Source organism: Actinomadura darangshiensis (genome assembly GCF_004349235.1).
Classification (GTDB): Bacteria; Actinomycetota; Actinomycetes; order Streptosporangiales; family Streptosporangiaceae; genus Spirillospora; species Spirillospora darangshiensis.
Window position 1 is genome coordinate 1 of sequence record NZ_SMKY01000018.1, and the last position, 22,956, is coordinate 22,956.

Genomic DNA, 22,956 nt, shown 5'->3' on the forward strand with positions numbered 1-22,956 from the left:
CCGCGGGAGTGGGCACTGCGGGGGTGGGCACGGCGGGAGGTCTCGGGCCGGTCTGCGCGGACCGGCCGCTGACCAGGCGCAGCAGCACGTCCTGCATGGCAGGGCGCCGGGCCGGGTCCTTGGCGAGGCAGGAGACGACGATCGACCGGAGCGGCTCGGCCAGGTCGCCGAGATCCGGCTCGCCGCTCAGCACCCGCCTCATGATCGCCGGGAAGCTGTCGGCGCCGAAGGGCGGCCGGCCGGTGGTGGCGTAGGTGACGACGGCCGCCCAGGCGAACACGTCGGCGGCCGGTCCGATCGGCCCCGCCTCGAACTGCTCGGGCGCCATGTAGGCGGGGGTCCCGATGATGCTGCTGGTGACCGTGAGGGGGGCCTCGGTGTCGCGGGCGATGCCGAAGTCGATCACCCGGGGCCCGTCCGGGCCGAGCAGTACGTTGGACGGCTTGAAGTCGCGGTGCACGATGCCCGCGTCGTGGACCGCCGCCAGCGCCGTCGCGGTCGCGACCGCGAGCCGCTGCACCGCGGCCGTCCCGGGGCGCGGCCCCGCCTGCTGGAGCGAGGGTCCCTCGACGTACTCGGTGACGATGTACGGGCGGGTGCCCTCAAGGGAGGCGTCGAGGACCTGCGCGATGCAGAAGGGGTCCACCCGGCGCGCGGCGGCGATCTCCTTGGTGAAGCGCTCCCGGACGCGGGTGTCGGCGGCGAGTTCCTCGCGCAGCAGCTTGACGGCGACGGGCACCCCGTCGCCCGCGTACCCGAGGTAGACCACGCCCTGGCCGCCCGCCCCGAGGCGGCCGTCCAGCCGGTAGGGCCCGACCCGGGGCGGATCCTCTGGGTGCAACGGCTCCGTTGCCGGCATGCTCGACGACCCCCATGATCATTAAACGGTTTCCGTACCCTAATGCACGGCTTGGCGTCCGGCATCCCGGACAGCGAAATACCGGTGACGCGGCGTGCACCACGGCGGCGGGCTCAGGCCACCGTGCCGGCGGCGCGGAGGGCCGCGATCGCGGCGTCGTCGCGGCCCAGCTCGCGCAGGACGCCGTCGGTGTGCTCGCCGAGCGCGGGGATCGGGTCCATGCGGGGCTCGGTGCCGGCGAACGTGATCGGCGGGAGGAGCGCCCGGATGCCGCCGACCGGGGAGCCGACCTCGCGCCAGCGGTCCCGCTCGGCGAGCTGCGGGTGGCCGATCAGGCCGTGGCCGTCGTTCAGCGAGGCGTTGGGCACGCCCGCCTCGTCGAGCCGCCGGAGCAGCTCGTCGCGTCCCATACGGGACGTGACGCCGGCGACGATCGCGTCCACCTTCTCCCGGTTGCGGACCCGCGCGCGGTTGGTCGCGTACTCGGGGTCGGTGACGAGGTCGGGCCGCTCCAGCACCTCGGCCGCCAGGGTGGCCCAGCCGCGGTCGTTCTGGACGCCGATCACGACGTCCACGCCGTCGGACGTCGGGTAGGCGTCGTAGGGCGCGATCACCGGGTGGCTCAGCCGGGTGCGCGGCGGCGGGGTGCCGGTGTAGAGCGTCGTGTACATCGCCTGGCCCATCCACTCGGCGACCGCGTCGAACATGGTGATCTCGATCGACGCGCCCTCCCCGGTGGTGCCGCGCCGGACGAGCGCGGCGAGCGTCCCGGAGAACGCGTACATGCCGGCGGCGATGTCGGCCAGCGGCGAGCCCGCCTTCGCCGGCGTGTCCGGGGTGCCGGTGACCGAGATCAGCCCGGCCTCGGCCTGGACGAGCATGTCGTAGGCGCGCTTGTCCCGGTACGGCCCGCGCGTCCCGTACCCGGACATGTCGACGACGATCAGCCTGGGGTCGCGGGCGCGCAGCTCGTCCGCGCCGAACCCCAGGCGGGCCGCCGCGCCGGGCGCGAGGTTCTGCAGGAACACGTCGGCGCCCGCGACCAGGTCGGCGAGGATCGCGCGGCCCGCGTCCTGCTTGAGGTCGAGCGCGACCGACTCCTTCGAGCGGTTGAGCCACGCGAAGTGCGTACCGAGGCCGCCGCGCACGGCCGTGTCGTAGGCGCGGGCGAAGTCGCCGCCGTCCACGCGCTCCACCTTGATGACGCGGGCGCCCTGGTCTGCGAGCTGCCGCGTCGCGAACGGCGCCGCCACCGCCTGCTCCAGCGCGACGACCGTGACCCCTTCCAGCGGAAGCACGGCAGCACCTTCTGGGGGACGACCCCCAGACCCCCGCAAGGGGGCCGACCGACGATCCTCGCTGCGCCGGCGCTCCGCTGCGGTCATCGCTCAACCCTCCAGCAAGCGGCGGCCGATGATCATCTTTTGGATGTCGGCGGTGCCCTCGCCGATCAGCAGCATGGGGGCCTCGCGGTAGAGGCGCTCGATCTCGTACTCCTTGGAGTAGGCGTAGCCGCCGTGGATGCGGAACGCGTCTTCCACGACCTCCTTGCAGTACTCGCTGGCCAGGTACTTGGCCATGCCCGCCTCAAGGTCGTTGCGCTCGCCGGAGTCCTTGCGGCGCGCCGCCATCACCATCATCTGGTGCGCGGCCTCGACCTTGGTCGCCATCTCCGCGAGCCGGAACAGGACGGCCTGGTGCTCGGCGATCGGCTTGCCGAACGTCTCGCGCTGCCGGGCGTAGGCGAGGGCCAGCTCGTAGGCGCGCTTCGCGACGCCGCAGCCGCGGGCGGCCACGTTGACGCGGCCGACCTCGACGCCGTCCATCATCTGGTAGAAGCCGCGTCCCGGCGTCCCGCCGAGGACCTGAGCGGCCGGGATCCGGTACCCGTCGAAGACCAGCTCGGTGGTGTCGACGCCCTTGTAGCCCATCTTCTCGATCTTGCCGGGGACGGTCAGGCCGGGCGCGACCTCGCCGAACCCGGGGGTCTTGTCGACGAGGAAGGTCGTCATGCCGCGGTGGCCCGCATCGGGGTCGGTCTTGACCAGCGTGGCGACGAGGTTGGCCGAGCCTCCATTGGTCAGCCACATCTTCTGGCCGTCGATGACGTACGCGTCGCCGTCCGGGACGGCGCGCGTCCTGATGGCGGACACGTCCGAGCCGCAGCCGGGCTCCGACATCGAGAACGCGCCGCGGATCTCGCCGGCCGCCATCTTCGGCAGGTAGCGCGCCCGCTGCTCGTCCGTGCCGTGCTGGGTGATCATCCAGGCGACGATGAAGTGGGTGTTGACGATGCCCGACACGCTCATCCAGCCCCGCGACAGCTCCTCCACGACCAGCGCGTACGTCAGCAGCGACGCGCCGAGCCCGCCGTGCTCCGCGCCGATCGTCAGGCCGAACAGCCCGAGGTCCCGCATCCCGTCGACGATGGCCTGCGGGTACTCGTCGGCGTGCTCCAGATCGGTGGCGACCGGGAGGATCTCCTTGTCGACGAACGCCCGGACGGTCGCGACGATCTCCCGCTGCTCGTCCGACAGCCCGTGGGTCTGCTGCAGCCTGCTCACCTTCTGCTCCTCCCTCTAGCGTCCCTCGAAGCGCGGCGGGCGGCGCCCGGCGAACGCGGCGCGCCCCTCGGCGAAGTCGGCGCTGCCGAACAGCGCGGCCTGCTCCTCCCGCTCGGCCTCCAGCAGCCGCTCCAGGCCGTGGTCGGCGCGGGCCAGGAGGCGCTTGGCGGCGGCGACCGACAGCGGGGCGAGCGCGGCGGCCTCGGCGGCCCGGTCGAGGGCGGCGTCCAGGGCCCCGCCGGACGGGGCGAGGGAGTCGGCGAGGCCGATCTCGCAGGCGCGGGGGGCGGGCACGGTCCGCCCGAACACGAGCATCTCCTTGGCGCGGCCCATGCCGACGCGCTGCGGGAGCGTCCAGAGCAGCCCGCCGTCGGCGACGAGGCCGACCTTGCCGAACCCGGCGACGAACCGGGCGTCCTCGGCGGCGACCACGTGGTCGCACACGGCGGCGAGCGAGACGCCGAGCCCGGCGGCGGCGCCCTCGACGGCGGCGATCACCGGCGTCCCGCAGGTGGCGATCAGCTGGACCGCCTTGTGGACGGGTTCGAGCCGCGCCCGCACGGCGTCGGGGCCTGCGCCCTCCATGGACCGGACGTCGCCGCCCGCCGAGAACGTCCCGCCCGCGCCCGTCAGCACGATCGCCCGGACGTCCGGGTCGCCGGCGGCGCGCTCCAGCTCCTCCCAGAGCCGCTCGCGCATCGGGATGTCGATCGCGTTGCGGGCCTCGGGCCGGTTCATTGTGAGCACGCGCGTCGCGTTGTGGTCGGTCACCGCGACCACGCCGGCGGCCGCCGCGTCCCGGTCGTCCATCAGCCCTCCCCGGAAATTTTTTATACGATACGGCCCGCGGGCGAGGTCACTCCGGCCGGGCCTCCCAGAAGCCCTGCGCCTCCAGGTGGACGACCAGCAGCGCGCCCGCGTGCCGGATGTGGGCGCGCATCGCCTGCCGCGCGGCGTCGGCGTCCCCGGCGCGCAGCGCGGCCAGGACGAGGCGATGGTCGTCGACCGACGCCTGCGTCCAGCCCTCGATGCTGGAGTAGAAGCGGCGCGGCGCGTACCGGACCACGAGCTGCAGCAGCCAGGCCGTCTTCGGCGACCCGGCGCACAGGTTGACCGCCCGGTGGAACCGGTGGTTGGCGCGCTCGATGGCCGCCGGGTCCCGGTTCCCGGACGCCTCCTCCAGCAGCGCCTGCGTCCGCTCCAGCGACGCCAGCTCCGTCTCGGTGATCTTCCCGGCGGCGCGGGCGGCCAGCTCGCCGGCGAAGTACGCCTGGGCCTCGAACAGGTCCTGGACGTCCTGCCGGGTCAGCGGCGCCGGCATGAACCCGCGCCGCGGCTCCAGCGTGACGAAGCCCTCGCCGCGCAGCGACAGCAGGGCCTCCCGGACGGGGGTGACGCTGATCCCGAGGTCCTCGGCGATCCGCTCCAGGCGGAGGAACTCCCCGTGCCCGACCTGGCCCGACATGATGAGCTCGCGGACGTAGGCGGCCACCTCGTCGCTCAACTGGCGGCGCCTGCCGAGGGCCTGGTCGCCGGACAGTGCCACAGTCATCGTCTCCCGTGCGCCCGCGTGGTCGGGTGTATTTTCAAATCAAATATATGAGAGTTCGGGTCGGCGTGGAAGGAGATCGGCAGCCGTGTTCACACTCAGCGACGAGGAGCGCGCCATCGTCGAGGTCGTCGCGGACTTCGTCGACAGGGAGGTCCGGCCGGTCGCCCGCGACCTGGAGCACGCGGGCACCTATCCCGCGCACCTCATCGACCGGATGAAGCAGCTCGGCGTCTACGGGCTCGCCGTGCCCGAGCCGTACGGCGACGTCAGCGTGTCCAAGGCCTGCTACGCCCTGGTCACCGAGGAGCTGGCGCGCGGCTGGATGACCCTCGCGGGCGCGTTCGGCGGGCACACGGTCGTCTCCCACCTGCTCGCCGTGTTCGGCACCGAGGAGCAGAAGGCCCGCTACCTGCCCCGGATGGCGACCGGCGAGCTGCGCGCCACGATGGCGCTCACCGAGCCGTCCGGCGGCTCCGACCTGCAGGCCATGAGCACGACCGCGCGGCGCGACGGCGGCCGGTACGTCGTCGACGGCGCCAAGATGTGGATCACCAACGCGCGGACGTCGGGGCTGATCGCGCTGATGTGCAAGACCGACCCGGCCGCGTCCCCGCGGCACAAGGGGATCAGCATCCTGCTCGTCGAGCCGGGGCCGGGCCTCACCGTCTCCCGCGACCTGCCGAAGCTCGGCTACAAGGGCGTGGAGAGCTGCGAGCTGTCGTTCGACGGGTACGAGGCGCCGCCCGGCGCGCTCCTCGGCGGCGAGGAGGGGCGGGGCTTCGCCCAGATGATGCGCGGCCTCGAAGTCGGCCGGATCCAGGTCGCGGCGCGCGCTCTCGGCGTCGGGCGCGCCGCCCTGGAGGACTCCCTGCGCTACGCGCAGGAGCGGGAAGCGTTCGGCAAGCCGATCTGGCGGCACCAGTCGATCGGCAACTACCTCGCAGACATGGCCACCCAGCTGCGGGCGGCACGGCTGCTCACCCTCGACGCCGCCGGGCGCCTGGACGCGGGCGAGCGCTGCGACATGGAGGCGGGCATGGCCAAGCTGTACGCGTCCGAGGCGGCCATGGAGATCGCGCTGAACGCGGTCCGCATCCACGGGGCGGCCGGCTACTCCACCGAGTTCGACGTCGAGCGCTACTTCCGGGACGCGCCGCTCATGATCGTCGGCGAGGGGACGAACGAGATCCAGCGCAACGTCATCGTCAAGCAGCTCATCGAGCGGAACCGGATCTAGGGCGTGGCGGCGGGGTCCTCCCCCGCCCGGATCCAGTCGAAGGTGCGCTCCACCGCCCGCTTCCAGTTGTCGTACTCGGCGGCGCGGCGGCCGGGCTCCATCGCGGGGACCCAGCGGGCGGCGCGGTGCCAGTTGCGCCGCAGCCCTTCGAGGCCCGCCCAGTAGCCGACGGCGAGCCCGGCGGCGTAGGCGGCGCCGAGCGACACCGTCTCGACGACCATCGGCCGCGCCACCGGCACGTTCAGCACGTCGGCGACCATCTGCATGACCAGGTTGTCGGACGTCATGCCGCCGTCGGCCTTCAGCTCCTTCAGCGACAGCCCCGAGTCGGCGTTCATCGCGTCCACGACCTCGCGGGTCTGCCAGCCGGTCGCCTCCAGCACGGCCCGCGCCAGGTGCCCCTTGGTGATATAGGAGGTGAGGCCGACGATGATGCCGCGCGCCTCGCTGCGCCAGTGGGGGGCGAACAGCCCGGAGAACGCGGGCACGATGTAGCAGCCGCCGTTGTCGTCGACCGACCGGGCCAGGGTCTCGATCTCCGGCGCCGTGCTGATGATCCCGAGGCCGTCGCGGAACCACTGGACGAGCGCGCCGGTGATCGCGATCGAGCCTTCCAGGGCGTACACGGCGGGCTCGTCGCCGATCTTGTAGCCGACGGTGGTGAGCAGCCCGTTGTCGGACTTGACCGGCGTGGTGCCGGTGTTCATCAGCAGGAACGCGCCCGTCCCGTAGGTGCACTTGGTCTCGCCCGGGGCGAAGCACGTCTGCCCGAACAGCGCGGCCTGCTGGTCGCCGAGCGCGGCGCCGACGCGCACGCCGGGGAACACGCGGCGGGCCGTCCCGTAGGTCTCGGTGGACGACCTGATCTCCGGCAGCATCGCCTTCGGCACGCCGAAGAAGTCGAGCAGGCCGTCGTCCCAGCTCAGCGTGTACAGGTCCATGAGGAGGGTGCGGCTGGCGTTGGTCACGTCCGTGACGTGGACGCCGCCGTCGACACCGCCGCTGAGGTTCCAGATCAGCCAGCTCTCCATCGTGCCGAACAGGACCTCGCCGCGTTCGGCGCGCTCGCGCAGGCCGGGCGTGTGGTCGAGCATCCAGCGGATCCGCGGCGCGGAGAAGTAGGTGGCGAGCGGCAACCCGCTGCGCTCGGTGACCATCGCGGCGCCGGGGGCGCGGCCCAGCTCGTCCACGAGGGCGCCGGTCCGCATGTCCTGCCAGACGATGGCGCGGCCGATCGGGACGCCGGTCAGCCGGTCCCACAGGACGGTCGTCTCACGCTGGTTGGCGATGCCGACGGCCGCGACCTGGTTCGTCGTGACGCCCGCCTGCGCGAGCGCCTCCGGGGCGATGCGCTCCAGGTTGCGCCAGATCTCCATCGGGTCGTGCTCGACCCAGCCGGGCTTCGGGAAGTGCTGCCGGTGCTCGCGCTGCGCCACCGACACGAGGCGGCCGCCGTGGTCGAACAGGATGCACCGCGTCGACGTGGTGCCCTGGTCGATCGACATCACGTACCGTTCAGTCACTGTCGGCCCCCTCCCCCTGGGCGTGCCCCCGGCGCGCGGTCACCAGCGCGAGCCGCCGAGGTCGCGGGAGACCGCGCGGGCCGCGTCCCGCACGAACGCCACGAGCCTCGGCTCGGGGACGCGGCGGGCGTCGCAGATCCGCTCGACCGCCCCGGAGATGCCGATGGCACCGACGACGAGTCCCCCGTACCCGCGGATCGGCGCCGCGACGCCGGCCTCGCCGATGGACAGCTCCTCGGTCTCGGCGGCCCAGCCGCTCTCCCGGACGCGGGTGGCGGCCCGTGCGAGTTCCCTGGGGTCGGTGATGGTCCGCCGGCAGTAGGACTCCAGGACGGTGTCGCGGATGGACGCGGCGGCGTTCGCGTCGTGTGCGAGCAGCGCCTTGCCGAGCGCGGTCGCGTGCAGGGGCAGCAGCGAGCCGACGTCCATGGCCTGGAGGGTGTCGTCCGGGCGGAACACGTGGTGGACGACGAGGACCTTCCCGTCCAGCAGGGTCCCGATGCGGACGGCCTCGCCGCTGCGCGAGGCGAGCGCGTCCGCCCAGTTGATCGCGCGGGAGCGGAGCTCGTTGACGTCGAGGTAGCTGGTGCCGAGATGCAGCAGGGCGGCGCCGAGCTGGTACTTGCCGGTGCCGCCGTCCTGCTCGACGAAGCCGACGCGCTCCAGGGTGCGCAGGATGCCGTGGGCGGTGCCGCGGGCGAGGCCCAGCGAACTGGCGATCTCACCGACTCCGAGCCGGCCCGAGCTCGCGGCGAGCAGGCGCAGGATCGCGGCCGCCCGCTCGATCGACTGCACAGGTCCGGGCATGGATTCGATGGTAGTTCGCCCGGCAGGGTGCCGACAATGTCGGCGGCCGTCGTAATCGCCGTCCCATGCGCCCCGAACTGCCCGGATTCTGTGATCTGGTGCACAGGGTGGAGGGTAACCGCCCCCAGGCCACGGCGAAAGTGTTCGACATTGTCGGCAGCGCCCCGTTGTACGGCGTTCCGTCCCGGCTTACCGTCCTGCCAGCCTCACGGGGCTCGCGTCCACCCCACCTGCCGAGGAGTGCCCATGGCGGAACGACCCAGAATGCCCGCGCTGGCCGGTGAACTCGCCGCCGAGTTCGCCGGCACCATGATCCTCATCCTGTTCGGCGTCGGCGTCGTCGCCCAGGCCGTCGCCGCAAGCGGCCTGGGCGACCCCCAGAGTCTCGGCGACCACAACAGCATCGCCTGGGCCTGGGGCCTCGGCGTCACGCTCGGCGTCTACGTCGCGGCGCGGATCAGCGGCGCCCACCTCAATCCGGCCGTGACCATCGCGCTCGCCGTCTTCAAGGACTTCGCGTGGCGCAAGACGGCGCCCTACATCGCGGCCCAGACGCTCGGCGCCTTCGTGGCGGCGCTGATCGTCCGATGGAACTACAGCGAGATCCTCGCCAAGTTCGACCCGGGCCACACCATCAAGTCGCAGGGCGTCTTCTCGACCCTGCCGGGCAACGGAGGCCTTCCCGTCGGCACCTGGGGGGCCTTCCGCGACCAGATCATCGGTACCGCCATCCTGCTCTTCCTGATCAAGGTCCTCACCGACGTGCGCAACCAGCCGCCGCTGGCGAACCTGGCGCCGTTCATGATCGGTCTCGTGGTGGTGGCGATCGGGATGGCGTTCGGCTCCGACGCCGGGTACGCGATCAACCCCGCGCGCGACTTCGGCCCGCGCCTCGCCCAGTTCCTCACCGGCTACGACGGAGCCTGGCGCGACCAGTACGGACACCTGTACTTCTGGGTGCCGATCGTCGGGCCGCTGATCGGCGGCGTCCTCGGCGCCGGCCTCTACAAGCTCCTGATCGGCCGGTTCCTGCCCGCGGCGGAGCCGCTGTCCGCGAGCGCGAAGCCCGAGCCCGAGTACGAGACGGCGTGAACCGTCCCGGCCCGTCCGCCACGACCACTCCAGGAGACCGCACGCATGGCTGACTTCGTCGGCGCCCTCGACCAGGGCACGACCAGTACCCGGTTCATGATCTTCGACCACGGCGGCAACGAGATCGCCCGCCACCAGCTCGAGCACGAGCAGATCCTGCCGCAGGCCGGCTGGGTCGAGCACAACCCGACCGAGATCTGGGAACGCACCCGCGCCGTCATCCAGACCACGCTGAACAAGGCGAACCTGAGCCACAGCGACCTGGCCGCGGTCGGCATCACCAACCAGCGCGAGACCACGGTCGTGTGGAACCGGCGCACGGGGCGCCCCTACTACAACGCGATCGTCTGGCAGGACACCCGCACCGACCGCATCGCCGCCGCCTTGGAGCGCGACGGCAAGGGCGACGTCATCCGCCGCAAGGCCGGTCTCCCGCCCGCCACGTACTTCTCCGGCGGCAAGATCCAGTGGATCCTGGAGAACGTCGACGGCGTGCGCGAGGCCGCGGAGAGCGGCGACGCGGTCTTCGGGACGACCGACTCGTGGGTGCTGTGGAACCTCACCGGCGGGACGGACGGCGGCGTGCACGTCACCGACCCGACCAACGCCAGCCGCACCATGCTGATGGACCTGGAGACCCTCGACTGGGACGACGAGCTCCTGTCGTTCTTCGGGGTTCCTCGCTCGATGCTGCCGGAGATCAAGCCGTCGTCGACGTCCGGCGCCTACGGCCTGACGCGTCCGGACGGGCCGTTCGGCGGCGAGGTGCCGCTGACCGCCGCGCTCGGCGACCAGCAGGCCGCGACCGTCGGGCAGGTGTGCTTCGCGCCCGGCGAGGCCAAGAACACCTACGGCACCGGCAACTTCCTGCTGCTCAACACGGGCAACGAGCTCGTCCGGTCGAAGAACGGCCTGCTCACGACCGTCTGCTACCAGTTCGGGTCCGAGAAGCCGGTCTACGCGCTGGAGGGGTCGATCGCGGTGACCGGGTCGGCCGTGCAGTGGCTGCGCGACCAGCTCGGCATCATCTCCGGCGCCTCCGAAAGCGAAGCACTGGCCCGGCAGGTGGACGACAACGGCGGCGTCTACTTCGTCCCCGCCTTCTCCGGGCTGTTCGCGCCCTACTGGCGCAGCGACGCCCGGGGCGCGATCGTCGGCCTGTCGCGGTTTAACACCAACGCCCACCTGGCCCGCGCCACCCTCGAATCGATCTGCTACCAGTCCCGCGACGTCGTCGAGGCGATGCGCGAGGACTCCGGCGTCGCCCTCGACACGCTGAGAGTGGACGGCGGCATCACGGCCAACGAGCTGTGCATGCAGATGCAGGCCGACATCCTCGGCGTCCCGGTCTCCCGGCCCGTCGTCGCCGAGACCACCGCCCTGGGCGCCGCCTACGCCGCCGGACTGGCCGTCGGCTTCTGGAACAACACCGACGAACTCCGCCAGAACTGGAACGAGGACAAGCGCTGGCAGCCCACCTGGGACGACGACCAGCGCCGGACCGGCTACGCCGGCTGGAAGAAGGCCGTCGACCGCACGCTCGACTGGGTCGACCTGGACTGACCCTTTGCCGGAGCGCGGCGGGCTGTTGTCCCGGAGGTCCTCCTGGCGACGGCCCGCCGCAACCCGGCGACCGGACACTTGACTCGATCTCTCCTCGGGAGCATGCAGTGACATCCGTAGCCCTCGGCCCGCAGTACCGCGAGGACACCCTGCGCGACCTCGCCGAGACCGAGTTCGACGTCCTGGTCGTCGGCGGCGGGATCGTCGGCGCGGGCGCGGCCCTCGACGCGATCTCGCGGGGCCTGTCCGTCGCCGTCGTGGAGGCGCGGGACTGGGCGGCCGGCACGTCCAGCCGGTCCAGCAAGCTGATCCACGGCGGGCTGCGCTACCTCGAACAGCGCGACTTCGGGCTCGTCCGGGAGGCGCTGCGGGAGCGCGGCCTGCTGCTGCACCGGCTCGCGCCGCACCTGGTGCGTCCCGTCCAGTTCCTGTACCCGCTGCGCAACCGGGTCTGGGAGCGGGCGTACGTCAGCGCGGGCGTGACGCTCTACGACACGATGGGCGGCGCCCGCTCGCTGCCGCGGCACCGGCAGCTCACCCGGCGCGGCGCACTGCGCGAGGCCCCGGCCCTGCGGTCGGACGCTCTGATCGGCGCCGTCCAGTACTACGACGCGCAGGTGGACGACGCCCGCTACACGATGATGGTCGCCCGGACCGCCGCCCAGTACGGCGCCAGGGTCGCCACCCGCGCGGAAGTCACCGGGTTCCTGCGCGAGGGCGAGCGGGTGACCGGCGCGCGCGTCCTTGACCTGGAAGGCGGCCAGGAGATCGCCGTGCGGGCGCGGAGCGTGGTGTGCGCCACCGGTGTGTGGACGGACGGCGCCCAGGCGATGACCGGGTCCCGGGCGGCGTTCGGCGTACAGGCGTCCAAGGGCGTGCACCTGGTCGTGCCCCGCGACCGGATCCCGATGGACACCGGGCTGATCACACGGACGTCCAAGAGCGTCCTGTTCATCATCCCGTGGGGCAGGCACTGGCTCGTCGGCACCACCGACACCCCGCACGAGGACGGCCCGGACGAACCGGTCGCCGACCACACCGACATCGGCTACCTCCTCGACCAGGCGAACGCCGTCCTGCGGACCCCGCTGACGCACGACGACATCGAGGGCGTGTACGCCGGGCTGCGGCCCCTGCTGTCCGGTGAGGTGGACGACACCACGCGGCTGTCGCGCGAGCACGCCGTCGCCGAACCCGTGCCGGGTCTCGTCGTCGTCACGGGCGGGAAGTTCACCACCTACCGGGTGATGGCGCAGGACGCGATCGACGTCGTCGCCGAGGGCCTGGACGACTCCGTCCCCTCGTCCGTCACCGCCCGGCTGCCGATCCTCGGCGCGACCGGGTTCGAGGTCCTGTGGAACGAGCGGCGCCGGCTCGCCGCCGAGTCCGGCCTGCACGTCGCGCGGATCGAGCACCTGCTGCACCGGTACGGGGCGTGCGCCCGCGACGTCCTGGACCTGGTCGCGGACAGCTCCGCGCTCGGCGCCCCCATCCCCGGCGCCGAGGACTACCTGTGCGCCGAGGCCGTCTACGCGGTGACGCACGAGGGCGCGCTGCACTTGGACGACGTCCTCGCGCGGCGGCTGCGCATCTCGATCGAGGAGTGGGACGGCGGCGTCGCCGCGGCGTCCCGCGTCGCCGAACTCATCGCTCCCGTGCTGGGCTGGGGCGACGAGGAGGTCAACGACGAGATCAAGCGGTACGTGCTGCGGATCGCCTCGGAGCGCCGCGGCGGACCGGCCGTCGAGGAGACCCCGGTCACCGCCGCCTAGGCGAACGTGGCGGTCATCGCGGTGACCCCGCCAGGGGCCTCGATCGACAGGGCGCCGTCCGGCGATCCGGCCGCCACGAACGGCTGCCGCGCGTAGACGGGCCTGCGGGCACGGAACGACAGCTCCCGCACTTCCAGGCCCGCCCGGCGCGGCAGTTCCAGGCACAGGATCGCGAGCAGCGGCCCGTGCACGACGAGCCCGCCGTGGCCTTCCACCTCGGTCGCGTACGCCTCGTCGTAGTGGATGCGGTGAGCGTTGTAGGTGAGCGCACTGAACCGGAACAGCATCACCGGATCGGTGTTCATCTCAAGCGTCCAGGGTGCCTTCACCTGCGGCGCCTCGAACGACACCTCGCCCGGACGGGACGCCGCGTCGCCGCTGCGGTAGACGAGGTCCTGCTCCTCGACCGCGATCTCGGCCCCGTCCCGCAGAAACGTGTGCCGGACGGTAACGAACAGCATCTCCCCGCTGCGCCCTTGCTTCACCGCGGTCGAGGCAAGCTCCACCCGCTTCGTGACGGCATCGCCGACGCGCAGCGGCTGGTGGACCCGGAGCCGTCCCCCGGCGAACATGCGCCGCCGCTCGGGGATCGGCGGCAGGAACCGGCCCTCACGCGGATGCCCGTCCGGTCCCAGCTCCCGCTGCGCGGGCCGCTCAAGGAAGTGGACCCACTGCCACAACGGCGGCAGCTCCTCCCCCGGCGGCTCGACGTCGAGCATTCCCGCCAACGCGGCCGACGGCGCCGCGTCGATGACCTCGGTCGTCTCCTGCGGCTCCGGCGCCCACCCCGCGACATCGATCACGCCCCCATCGTCTCAGCCGGGATGAGGGGGCAGTGGGTGCCCTGGTAGATGGTGGGGACGCAGCGGTTGCAGTGGATGCACAGGGACGGGGTGGACGGGTCGGCGGCGATGCGGTTCACGAGGTCGGGTTCGCGGAGGAGGGCGCGGGCCATGGCGACGAACTGGAAGCCTTCCGCCATGGCCTTGTCCATGGTCTCGCGGGTGGTGATGCCGCCCAGCAGGATCAGCGGGAGGTCGAGTTCGGCGCGGAACCTTCGGGCGTGCTCCAGGAGGTAGGCGTCCTGGTAGGGGTAGACGCGCAGGAACCTCTTGCCGAACATGCGCATGCCGATGCGCATGGGGAGGTTGTAGCTCGCCGCGAACTCGGGGATGGGCATCGGGCCGCGGAACAGGTACATCGGGTTGAGCAGTGAGCTGCCGGCGGTCAGTTCGAGGGCGTCGACCGTGCCCTCCTCTTGGAGTTTCCGGGCGACGTACAGGCTGTCGTCGATCTCCAGGCCGCCGCGGACACCGTCGCGCATATTGAGTTTGCCGGTGACGGCGATCCGGTCGCCCACCTCGTCCCGGACGGCGCGGGCGATGCCGAGCGCGACCTTGGCGCGGTTCTCGATCGGGCCGCCGAGACCGTCCTTGCGCTTGTTGAGGCGGGGGCTGAGGAACGAGCTGGCCAGATAGTTGTGCCCGAAGTGCATCTCGACGGCGTCGAACCCGGACTCGACCGCCAGCCGGGCGGCGTCCGCGTGGGCGCGGGTGATGCGCTCGACGTCCTCGGCCGTGGCGACCTTGGTGAAGGCCATGCCGAGCGGGTTGAAGAACCGTCCCGCCGAGATGGCGGGCAGCTTGGTGGAGCTGGAGTCGGCGACGGGCCCGGCGTGCCCGATCTGGGCGGACGCGGCGGCACCCTCGGCGTGGACGGCGTCGGTGAGGCGGCGCAGCCCGGGCACGGCCTCGGGCCGCATCCAGACCTGCCCCCGCTCGGTCCGCCCCTCGGGTGCGACCGCGCAGTACGCGACGGTCGTCATGCCCACTCCCCCGGCGGCCGGACGGCGGTGGTACTCGATCAGGTCGCCGGTCACCACCGCGTCCGGCGTCATCCCCTCGAACGTCGCCGCCTTGATCACGCGGTTGCGCAGGGTCAGCGGCCCGAGCCGGGCCGGCTCGAAGACGTCCACGATCAGAGGCGTTCGAGGATGGTGACGTTGGCCTGGCCGCCGCCCTCGCACATGGTCTGGAGGCCGTAGCGGCCGCCGGTGCGGTCGAGCTCGTGGAGCAGGGTGGTCATCAGCCGCGCCCCGGTGGCGCCGAGCGGATGGCCGAGGGCGATGGCGCCGCCGTTGGGGTTGGTCTTCGCCGGGTCGGCGCCGGTCTCCTTGAGCCAGGCCAGGACGACGGACGCGAACGCCTCGTTGATCTCGACGGCGTCGATGTCGCCGATGGTCATCCCGGTCTTCTTCAGCGCGTACGCGGTGGCGGGGATGGGGGCAGACAGCATCCGGATGGGGTCCTCGCCGCGCGCGGAGATGTGGTGGATGCGGGCGCGCGGGGTGAGGCCGTGGTCCTTGACGGCCTGCTCGGACGCGATGAGCAGCGCGGCGGCGCCGTCGGAGATCTGGGACGAGACGGCCGCGGTGAGGCGCCCGCCGTCCACGAGGGTCTTCAGCCCGGCCATCTTCTCCGGGGTGGTGTCGCGGCGCGGGCCCTCGTCGGTGGTGACGCCCTCGTAGGGGGCGATCTCGCGTTCGAAGCGGCCCTCGTCGATGGCGCGGATGGCGCGCTGGTGCGACTCGTAGGCGAACGCCTCCATGTCCGCGCGGGACAGGTCCCAGTCACGGGCGATCATCTCGGCGCCGTTGAACTGGGAGACCTCGGCGTCGCCGTAGCGGCGCGTCCAGCCCTTGGAGCCGGCGAACGGGCCCTCGGTGAAGCCGAGCGGCGCGGCGGCGGTCATCGCGGACGCGATCGGGATCTGCGACATGTTCTGCACGCCGCCCGCCACGACCAGGTCGGACGTCCCGGACAGGACGGCCTGCGCCGCGAAGTGGACGGCCTGCTGGGAGGACCCGCACTGCCGGTCGACGGTGACGCCGGGGACCTCCTCGGGCAGCCCGGCGGCGAGCCAGCAGGTGCGGGCGATGTCGCCGGCCTGCGGGCCGAGGGTGTCGACGCAGCCGAAGACGACGTCCTCGACGGCGGACGGGTCGGCCTTCGTCCGGTCCATGAGGGCGGCCAGCACGTGCGCGCCGAGGTCGGCGGGGTGCGCTCCGGCGAGCCCGCCGTTGCGCCGGCCGACCGGGGCGCGGACCGCGTCGACGATGTATGCCTCGGCCATCGGGGTGTCTCCTTCGTGCAGGGGGCTAGCTCGCCTTGATGCCTTCGAGGAACATGGCGAGATACTGCTTGGCGATGTCTTCGGCGGACAGCCGCCCGCCGTGCTGGTACCAGTTGGCCGCGACCCAGACGGTGTCGCGGATGAAGCGGTAGATGAGGGTCCGGTCGAGGTCGGCGCGGAACGCGCCCTCCGCGACGCCCCTGTCCAGCAGGGACAGCCACATCTCCTCGAACCGGCGCTGGGAGTCGAGCAGGTAGTGGAACCGCTCGCTCGTCGCGAGGTGCTTGGACTCGTTCTGGTAGAGGACGACGGCCGGGCGGTGCCTGTCGATCGAGCGGAACGACTCGACGACGACGGCCTCCAGCGTGTCGCGCGCGCTGAGCCCGGCGTCCAGGACGCGGCCGTAGGCGGCCCACATCTCGTCCAGGAAGGTCGACAGGATCTCGTCGGCCATCGACTCCTTGGAGTCGAAGTGGTAGTAGAGGCTGCCGCCGAGGATCCCGGCGGCGTCGGCGACCTTCCGGACGGTGGTGGCGGAGTAGCCCTGGGAGGCGAACACCTCGGCGGCCGTGGCGAGCAGCTCGGCCCGCCGTCCCGCGCGGGCGGCGGCGGTCCCCTCGGCGTCGCGGCGTCGTGGACTCATGCGCTTTTCCTCATGCGGGGCTTCCTATGCGTGCTGGGAGGAGACGGAGACGACCTCGCCGGTCATGTACGACGAGTAGTCGCTGGCCAGGAAGACGATAACGTTGGCCACCTCCCACGGCTCGGCGTAGCGGCCGAACGCCTCCCGGCGCGTCAGCTCGTCCAGCAGGTCCTCGGACGTCACCTTGACCAGGTGCGGGTGCATGGCGAGGGACGGGGAGACGGCGTTGATCCGGACGCCGTGGTCCGCCGCCTCCAGCGCGGAGCAGCGGGTCAGCGCCATGACGCCCGCCTTCGCGGCCGCGTAGTGCGACTGCCCCTTCTGCGCCCGCCAGCCGATCACCGACGCGTTGTTGACGATGGCGCCGGCGCCTTGGCCGCGCATGATCCGCAGGGCGGCGCGGGTGCAGCGCATGGTGCCGTTGAGGGTGATGTCGAGGACGCGCCCCCACTGCTCGTCGGTCATGTCGACAAGGTCGGCCGTCCCGCCGAGCCCGGCGTTGTTGACGGCGACATCGATGCGCCCGAAGCGCTCCACGGCGAGATCGTAGAGGGCCTGCACCTGCTCCTCGGACGTGACGTCGCAGGGCAGCGCGGCGACGCGGTCGGCGCCGAACTCCTTCTCCAGCTCCTGCGCGGACGCGGCGAGCCGCCGCTCGTGCGCGTCGGAGATCAGGACGCGGGCGCCCTCCTCCAGGAAGCGGCGGGCGGTGGCGCCGCCGATCCCGGCCCCGGCCGCCGCGGTGATCACGACGGCGCGGCCGGTGAGCAGCCCGTGCCCGGGGACGTAGGGGGGCGGCGTCATCCGCGAACCTCTCTCGGGAGGCCGAGCACGCGCTCGGCGATGATGTTGCGCTGGATCTCGTTCGACCCGGCGTAGATCGTGTCGGAGCGGGAGAACAGGAACAGCCGCTGCCAGTCGTTCAGGTCGTAGGGTTCGCCGTCGGCGACCATGCCGGCGGCGCCGAGGACGTCCATGGCCAGCTCGCCCAGCTCGCGGTGCCAGGTGCCCCAGACGAGCTTGGAGATCGACGACTCGGGCCCGGGGGCGCCCGCGGCGACGCCCGCCATGGTCCGGACCGCGTTCAGCCGCATGATCTCCAACCCCATGTACGCCCTGGTCAGCCGGTCGCGCAGCAGCGGGTCGCCGATCGCCCCGGTGCGCCGCGCGAGATCGGCGACGCTCTCGAACTCGCGCCGGAACCCGACCTGCTGGCCGAGCGTCGCGACGCCGCGCTCGAACCCGAGCGTCGCCATCGCGATCTTCCAGCCCTCGCCGGGCGCGCCGACGATGTTCCCGGCGCCCGTACGGGCGCCGTCGAAGAAGACCTCGTTGAACTCCGAGGTGCCGGTGAGCTGGATGATCGGGCGGATGTCCACGCCGTCCTGCTTCATCGGCACCAGCAGGTACGACAGGCCCTTGTGCCGGGACGAGCCGGGCTCGGTGCGGCAGACGGCGAAGCACCAGTCGGCTTCGAGCGCGAGGGACGTCCACACCTTCTGGCCGCTGACCAGCCAGTGGCCGCCGGCGAGCTCGGCGCAAGTCTGGACGTTCGCGAGGTCGGAGCCGGCGTCCGGTTCGGAGTACCCCTGGCACCACAGCTCCTCGACCGCCACGATCGGCGGCAGGAAGCGGGCGCGCTGCTCGTCGGTGCCGAACGCGATGATCGTCGGGCCGAGCAGGTTCTCGCCGATGTGGTTGACCCGGGCGGGCCCGTCGGCGAGCGCGTACTCCTCGTGGAAGATCACCTGCTGCTCGACGGTGGCGCCGCGGCCGCCGTGCTCCTCCGGCCAGCCGACGCACGTCCAGCCGGCCGCGGCCATGTGCCGCTCCCAGGCCAGCCGCTCCTCGAACGCCTCGTGCTCGCGGCCCGGCCCGCCGAGCCCGCGGGCGTGCGCGAACTCGCCCGACAGGTTGCGCTGGAGCCAGTCGCGGACCTCGGCCCGGAAGGCCCGGTCCGCCGGGGACTCGTTCTGGTTCACGCCGCGAACTCTACCAAACAGTTGTTAGAAAGAATCACCCTCCAGGGCGGGTTCCGCCTCCGCCGCCGGAACGCGCGGCACGGCCGGGGCCCGTGCGGAGGCCGGCGCGGGAGCGGGCGCCGGATCGGGTGCGGCCACGGGCAGGTCGCGGTGGAGCAGGTCGAACAGCCGGTCCCAGCGGGCGAGGACGGCGTCCGGGTGGAACCGCAGCACCGACGCGCGGGCCTCGGCGCCGAGCGCGCGGCGCAGCTCGGGGCTCTCGATGAGCCGGTCCAGGGCTCCGGCGAACGCGGCGACGTCGCCCGGCCGCGCCAGGAGGCCGTCCCGCTCGTCCCCGATCAGGGCCCGGACGCCCGGCGCGCAGTCGAACGCGACCGTGGGCAGCCCGTACGCCATGGCCTCCAGCACCGACATGGGAAAGCCCTCGGCCCGCGACGGCAGCGCGAAGACCGATGCCTCGACGAGCGCCTCCTCGACGTCGGACACCACGCCCCGGAACTCGACGGAGCCGGACGCCCCGGAGGCGGCCGCCCGCGCCCGCAGGTCCTCTTCGTCCGGGCCGCTGCCGTAGATGTGCAGCCGCCACTCCGGGTGCCGGCCGGTGATCCGCTCCCACGCCTCCAGCATGAGGTCCATGCCCTTCTCGTAAGAGAGGCGGCCGACGCAGGTGACGACCGGGAGGTCGAGCGTGGGATGGACGCCGGGCGTGACGTGCAGCGCGTTCGGGATGTGGTCGACGTTGGTCATGCCGGCCCTGGCCCAGGCGTCGGCGTCCTCCGCGGTGAGCGCGAGCATGCGGTCGGCGCCCGCGTAGTGCTCCTTGACCCGCCGGAACCGCGACGACCTGCGGGTCGCCTGGTACGACTCGTGGCTCATGGCCACCACGCGGAGCCCGGACGTGTCGGCCCGCCGCACCCACTCCATCGCCCACACCTGCGCCACGATGACGACCGACCCCGGCCCGGCGGCGGCGAACAGTTCCGACAGGCGCGCCGCACCGCGCCGCTGCGCGGACGCCCGCCACAGGTCGCGTCCCCGCGCCGCCATGTTGAGGCGCTGCCGCGCCTTGCGCGGGCGCCACGCGAGGACGGGCGGACGCCACTCATCGTGCAGCACCTCGCCGGCGTAGGAGCCGTCGCGGCCGTGATGGTAGGGCTCGAGCCCGCGGGTGATCCCGACGAGGGTGACGCGGTCGCCACGTCCGGTCAGCAGCCGCGCCATGTGGTGCGCCCAGCGCTGGAGGCCGCCCATGTCGTCGGCGTTGTTGCACACGATGAAGACGTCACGCGGTGCGGCCATTGCGTTCCCCTCTGCGGCTCGGGCGTTTCCCCCTGCGGTTCTGCCGTGCGGCCGGGAAGTAGCGGTCCGCCACCGTCCGGGCGGCGGTCCCGCGGTCGTGCTCGCCGAAGCGCGCGGCGAAGGCGCGGCGCCTCCCCGCGTGCACCGCCTCCGCCGCGTCCAGACCGGCGAGCGCGGCGACGAGCTCGTCCGCGCCGCGGGTGATCGGCCCAGGCGCATGCCGCTCCAGATCGAAGTAGCCGGCGGCCAGGTCCCGGCCCTCCGGCAGGTGCAGGACGATCGGCCGGTCCAGCAGCGCGAAGTCGAACATGATCGAGGAGTGGTCGGTGACGAGCGCGTCCGCGAGCAGCAGCAGCGGGGTGACGTCCGGGACCGCGCCGACGTCCCGCATGACCGCGCGGGCGCCGGGCGGCACGTTGGCGCGGCACAGGTAGTGCGGCCGGACGAGCAGGACGTACTCCTCGCCCAGTTCCCGCGCGAACAGCTCCGGGTCCACGGGCGGTTCGAGGAGCTTGACCGGCCGCCCCTTCGGCCCGGTGACGAACGTGGGCGCGTACAGGACGGCGCGGCGCCCGTCGTCCAGCCCGAGCGAGTCGCGGAGGGCCTCGACCTCGGCGGCCAGCTCCGCGTCGCCGTCCACGCCGTTGACCAGGGGGTCGTTGCGCGGATAGCCGGCCGGGAGCAGCTCGGAGCAGACGCCCAGGCCCTGGCACAGGGTCTCGACGTCATGGCCCGACCGCACGAGGAAGCAGTCGTAGCGCTCCACCATCCGGCGCAGCCGCGACCGGTCGGCGGCCGGCCCGGACTTGAGGCCCGGCTGGTCGAGGCCCATCAGCTTGAACGCCGATCCGTGCCAGGTCTGGATGTAGGTCGTCTCGGGACGCTTGCGCAGCCCGTCCGGGAAGCCCTGGTTGTCGACCCAGTACCGCGCCCGGGCGAGCGCCAGGTAGTACGCCCACGACCCGCGCCGGACGAGCCTCGCGTCGTCCGGGAACCCCTTGGGCGACGACGCGTACGACCACACGGCCGTGACGGGGCGGCCGGACCTGCGGAGCTCCCGGTAGATGTACTTGGGGTTGTCGGAGTAGTGGCGCCCGAGGTGGCTCTCGAAGACGGCGAGGCCGGTCCGGACGGGCAGCCGGCTCAGCACCCGGTTGAACACGGCGACCTTGGTCTTCCGGCCGGTCAGCGTCCGGCGGACCGTCTTGTCCAGGCGCTTGGCGCGCCTCCAGGCCAGCCGCCCCGCGGCGGACCCCGCGGCGCGGCGGGCGGTGGCCCCGGTGAGCCGCGCCCACGGGCTCCCCGTCTCCAGCGCGAACGCCAGGTGCCCGCCCGCGGTGACGTAGGAGCGGAGCCGGTCGGCGGCGAGCCGGCCCAGCCGCGGCCGGACGGGCAGCACCACCCCGCCGAGCGACGGCGACCCGCTGCCCTCGCCGGGGCGGGTCGCCATCTCCTCGCCGTCGACCCGCACGCGCAGCCGGACGTCCCAGACCGGATCGATGAACCCGATCGGGCGGATCCGCCTGGACGGGTCGAACTCGGCGCGCCAGGCGAGCCGGTCGCCCTCGTGCCGGACGGACGCGCGGACGCGTCCCACCGGGGCGCGGCGGCGCCGGTCGCGGAACTCCAGGACGCCGGCCAGGTCGGCGTCCGGCGGGATCCGGTCCAGCGGGTTCAGCACGTGTCCGGCCATGAGGACGCGGTCGCCGCGCGTCTCCAGCCGCGTGACCGTGTTCGCGGGCCGCAGCTCCTTGAGCGGGCGCACGTGGAAGCCGAAGCCGGTGACGTCCAGGATGCGGCGGCCGAGCGTGCCGCGCGGGCGGCCCGCGCCCCAGAAGACCCGTCCGTCCCGCTCGACCAGCCGGGCCCGCAGCTCGGGCCGTACGGCCGGGCCGTACTCGGCGGCGGCGAGCGCCCCCGCGTGGTCGCCCTCGCGGATCAGGTAGGCGGCGATCGCCGGCAGCGGGTTGGCCTGCTCGAAGACCCTGGGGTCGAACTCGGCCAGATACGCGGCGGCCAGGTCGAGGAACCGGGCCCGGTAGCCCGGATCGCGGCCGTGCAGCTCGCGCAGGTAGAGCACGAGGTCGTGGTTGACGAACTTGACGTCCTTGGCCCGCCGCAGGTCGTAGGCGCCGCGCAGCGCGAACAGCATGTCGATGCGCCGGTGGATCTCCAGCCGGTCGGCGAAGTTGGCCAGCTGGGCGCGCCGGTTGGAGATCGACGGCGCGGGCGTCCGCTCCTGCACCAGCCAGTTGTAGACGCGGTGCGGGATCAGCGCGGTGCGTCCCGCCGCGAGGTAGGCCTCGGCGGTGAACAGCAGGTCCTCGTAGTGCAGCCGCTCGACGAACCGGAGCCCGTGCTCCTCCAGGAACCCGCGCCGGTACGCCTTGTTGGTCGACAGCGTGTCGTAGAGGAGGTCGGGGTTCTCGCTCAGCGACTCGTAGACGGCGCTGTGCTGGTAGAGCCACGGATACCAGGGGCGGACGCGCCCCTTGGCGCCCCTGGGCAGGTCGAGGAAGATCCGGTCGCAGAGCCCGGAGACCATGTCGGCGCCGGTGTCCTCGGCGGCGGCGAGCAGGTTCAGGCAGGCGTGCCGGTCCAGCAGGTCGTCGCTGTCGAGGAACATCAGGTACCGGCCGGCCGACGCCTCGATCCCGGTGTTGCGGGGACGGCCGCAGCCGCCGGAGTTGGCCGGCAGGTGGACGGCCCGGACCCGTCCCGGGTGGGCGGCGGCGAGCCGGTCGGCCGCCTCGCCCGTCCCGTCGGTGCTGGCATCGTCCACGATGACCGTCTCGACGCCGCCCAGCGACTGCCCCAGCGCGGAGGCGACCGCCCTGGGCAGCCGCCGCGCGTCGTTGTAGGCGATCACCACCACGCTGACATCCGGGCGCACCCGCACGGGCATCCTCCTTCGCCGACTACCGCGTGCCA

The 22,956-nt window shown here is 72.8% G+C and carries 19 protein-coding genes; 4 read left to right on the forward strand and 15 right to left on the reverse strand.

The window, feature by feature from the left end:
* The 5 genes from E1293_RS06435 to E1293_RS06455 all read right to left on the reverse strand — a co-directional run.
* A partial coding sequence (locus E1293_RS06435) for a serine/threonine-protein kinase (RefSeq protein ID WP_132194842.1) occupies positions 1-859 on the reverse strand: 859 nt, incomplete at its 3' end.
* 113 nt (positions 860-972) lie between these two features.
* Entirely contained in the window at positions 973-2,157 is a 1,185-nt protein-coding gene (locus tag E1293_RS06440; RefSeq protein WP_243716054.1) for a CaiB/BaiF CoA transferase family protein, read from the reverse strand.
* Positions 2,158-2,247: 90 nt separating this feature from the next.
* Positions 2,248-3,423 (reverse strand): acyl-CoA dehydrogenase family protein, encoded by a 1,176-nt coding sequence (locus tag E1293_RS06445; RefSeq protein WP_132194846.1) that lies wholly within the window; start codon positions 3,421-3,423, stop codon positions 2,248-2,250.
* 15 nt (positions 3,424-3,438) lie between these two features.
* Positions 3,439-4,233, reverse strand: coding sequence for an enoyl-CoA hydratase/isomerase family protein (locus E1293_RS06450; protein WP_132194848.1), 795 nt, complete (start codon positions 4,231-4,233; stop codon positions 3,439-3,441).
* A gap of 46 nt (positions 4,234-4,279) precedes the next feature.
* On the reverse strand, positions 4,280-4,975 hold the full coding sequence (locus E1293_RS06455; protein ID WP_132194850.1) for a GntR family transcriptional regulator: 696 nt from the start codon (positions 4,973-4,975) through the stop codon (positions 4,280-4,282).
* 85 nt (positions 4,976-5,060) lie between these two features.
* On the opposite strand from E1293_RS06455, the gene E1293_RS06460 reads away from it, so the two are divergent.
* Positions 5,061-6,212 carry an acyl-CoA dehydrogenase family protein gene (locus tag E1293_RS06460; protein WP_132194852.1) on the forward strand — a complete coding sequence of 384 codons (1,152 nt, stop codon included), beginning with the start codon at positions 5,061-5,063 and terminating at the stop codon, positions 6,210-6,212.
* Here E1293_RS06460 and glpK (E1293_RS06465) read toward each other — a convergent pair.
* A complete protein-coding gene (glpK, locus tag E1293_RS06465) occupies positions 6,209-7,735 on the reverse strand; it encodes a glycerol kinase GlpK (RefSeq protein WP_132194854.1) in 1,527 nt (508 codons plus the stop codon). The genes E1293_RS06460 and glpK (E1293_RS06465) overlap by 4 nt on opposite strands.
* Positions 7,736-7,774: 39 nt before the next feature.
* Entirely contained in the window at positions 7,775-8,542 is a 768-nt protein-coding gene (locus tag E1293_RS06470) for an IclR family transcriptional regulator (RefSeq protein ID WP_132194856.1), read from the reverse strand.
* Positions 8,543-8,788: 246 nt separating this feature from the next.
* Here E1293_RS06470 and E1293_RS06475 point away from each other — a divergent pair, with 246 nt between their 5' ends.
* The 3 genes from E1293_RS06475 (at position 8,789) to E1293_RS06485 (ending at position 12,969) form a co-directional block, all read left to right on the forward strand.
* Positions 8,789-9,634 carry an MIP/aquaporin family protein gene (locus tag E1293_RS06475; protein WP_132194858.1) on the forward strand — a complete coding sequence of 282 codons (846 nt, stop codon included), beginning with the start codon at positions 8,789-8,791 and terminating at the stop codon, positions 9,632-9,634.
* 45 nt (positions 9,635-9,679) lie between these two features.
* The gene (gene glpK, locus E1293_RS06480) at positions 9,680-11,197 is read left to right on the forward strand and encodes a glycerol kinase GlpK (protein ID WP_132194860.1); all 1,518 of its coding nucleotides are present in this window, start codon (positions 9,680-9,682) and stop codon (positions 11,195-11,197) included.
* Between the two features lie 107 nt (positions 11,198-11,304).
* The gene (locus tag E1293_RS06485; RefSeq protein WP_132194862.1) at positions 11,305-12,969 is read left to right on the forward strand and encodes a glycerol-3-phosphate dehydrogenase/oxidase; all 1,665 of its coding nucleotides are present in this window, start codon (positions 11,305-11,307) and stop codon (positions 12,967-12,969) included.
* Here the strand turns inward: E1293_RS06485 and E1293_RS06490 are convergent.
* Genes E1293_RS06490 through E1293_RS06525 form a run of 8 tightly spaced genes read right to left on the reverse strand, consistent with a single transcriptional unit; the run spans position 12,966 to position 22,924 of the window.
* Complete coding sequence (locus E1293_RS06490; protein ID WP_132194864.1) at positions 12,966-13,772, reverse strand: HTD2 family dehydratase; 807 nt, start codon at positions 13,770-13,772, stop codon at positions 12,966-12,968. The genes E1293_RS06485 and E1293_RS06490 overlap by 4 nt on opposite strands.
* Entirely contained in the window at positions 13,769-14,944 is a 1,176-nt protein-coding gene (locus tag E1293_RS06495) for an NADH:flavin oxidoreductase (protein ID WP_207938697.1), read from the reverse strand. The genes E1293_RS06490 and E1293_RS06495 overlap by 4 nt, the downstream gene beginning before the upstream one ends.
* A gap of 2 nt (positions 14,945-14,946) precedes the next feature.
* Positions 14,947-16,101 (reverse strand): acetyl-CoA C-acetyltransferase, encoded by a 1,155-nt coding sequence (locus E1293_RS06500; RefSeq protein WP_132194866.1) that lies wholly within the window; start codon positions 16,099-16,101, stop codon positions 14,947-14,949.
* A 25-nt stretch (positions 16,102-16,126) separates the two neighbouring features.
* The gene (locus E1293_RS06505) at positions 16,127-16,744 is read right to left on the reverse strand and encodes a TetR/AcrR family transcriptional regulator (RefSeq protein WP_132194868.1); all 618 of its coding nucleotides are present in this window, start codon (positions 16,742-16,744) and stop codon (positions 16,127-16,129) included.
* Positions 16,745-16,768: 24 nt separating this feature from the next.
* A complete protein-coding gene (locus E1293_RS06510; RefSeq protein ID WP_132194870.1) occupies positions 16,769-17,548 on the reverse strand; it encodes an SDR family oxidoreductase in 780 nt (259 codons plus the stop codon).
* Positions 17,545-18,726, reverse strand: coding sequence for an acyl-CoA dehydrogenase family protein (locus tag E1293_RS06515; protein ID WP_132194872.1), 1,182 nt, complete (start codon positions 18,724-18,726; stop codon positions 17,545-17,547). Before E1293_RS06515 ends, E1293_RS06510 begins: the two co-directional genes overlap by 4 nt.
* 24 nt (positions 18,727-18,750) lie before the next feature.
* Positions 18,751-20,025, reverse strand: a complete 1,275-nt coding sequence (locus tag E1293_RS06520) for a glycosyltransferase (RefSeq protein WP_132194874.1) — start codon at positions 20,023-20,025, stop codon at positions 18,751-18,753.
* The gene (locus tag E1293_RS06525; RefSeq protein ID WP_132194876.1) at positions 20,009-22,924 is read right to left on the reverse strand and encodes a bifunctional glycosyltransferase/CDP-glycerol:glycerophosphate glycerophosphotransferase; all 2,916 of its coding nucleotides are present in this window, start codon (positions 22,922-22,924) and stop codon (positions 20,009-20,011) included. Before E1293_RS06525 ends, E1293_RS06520 begins: the two co-directional genes overlap by 17 nt.
* Between the last annotated feature and the right edge of the window lie 32 nt (positions 22,925-22,956).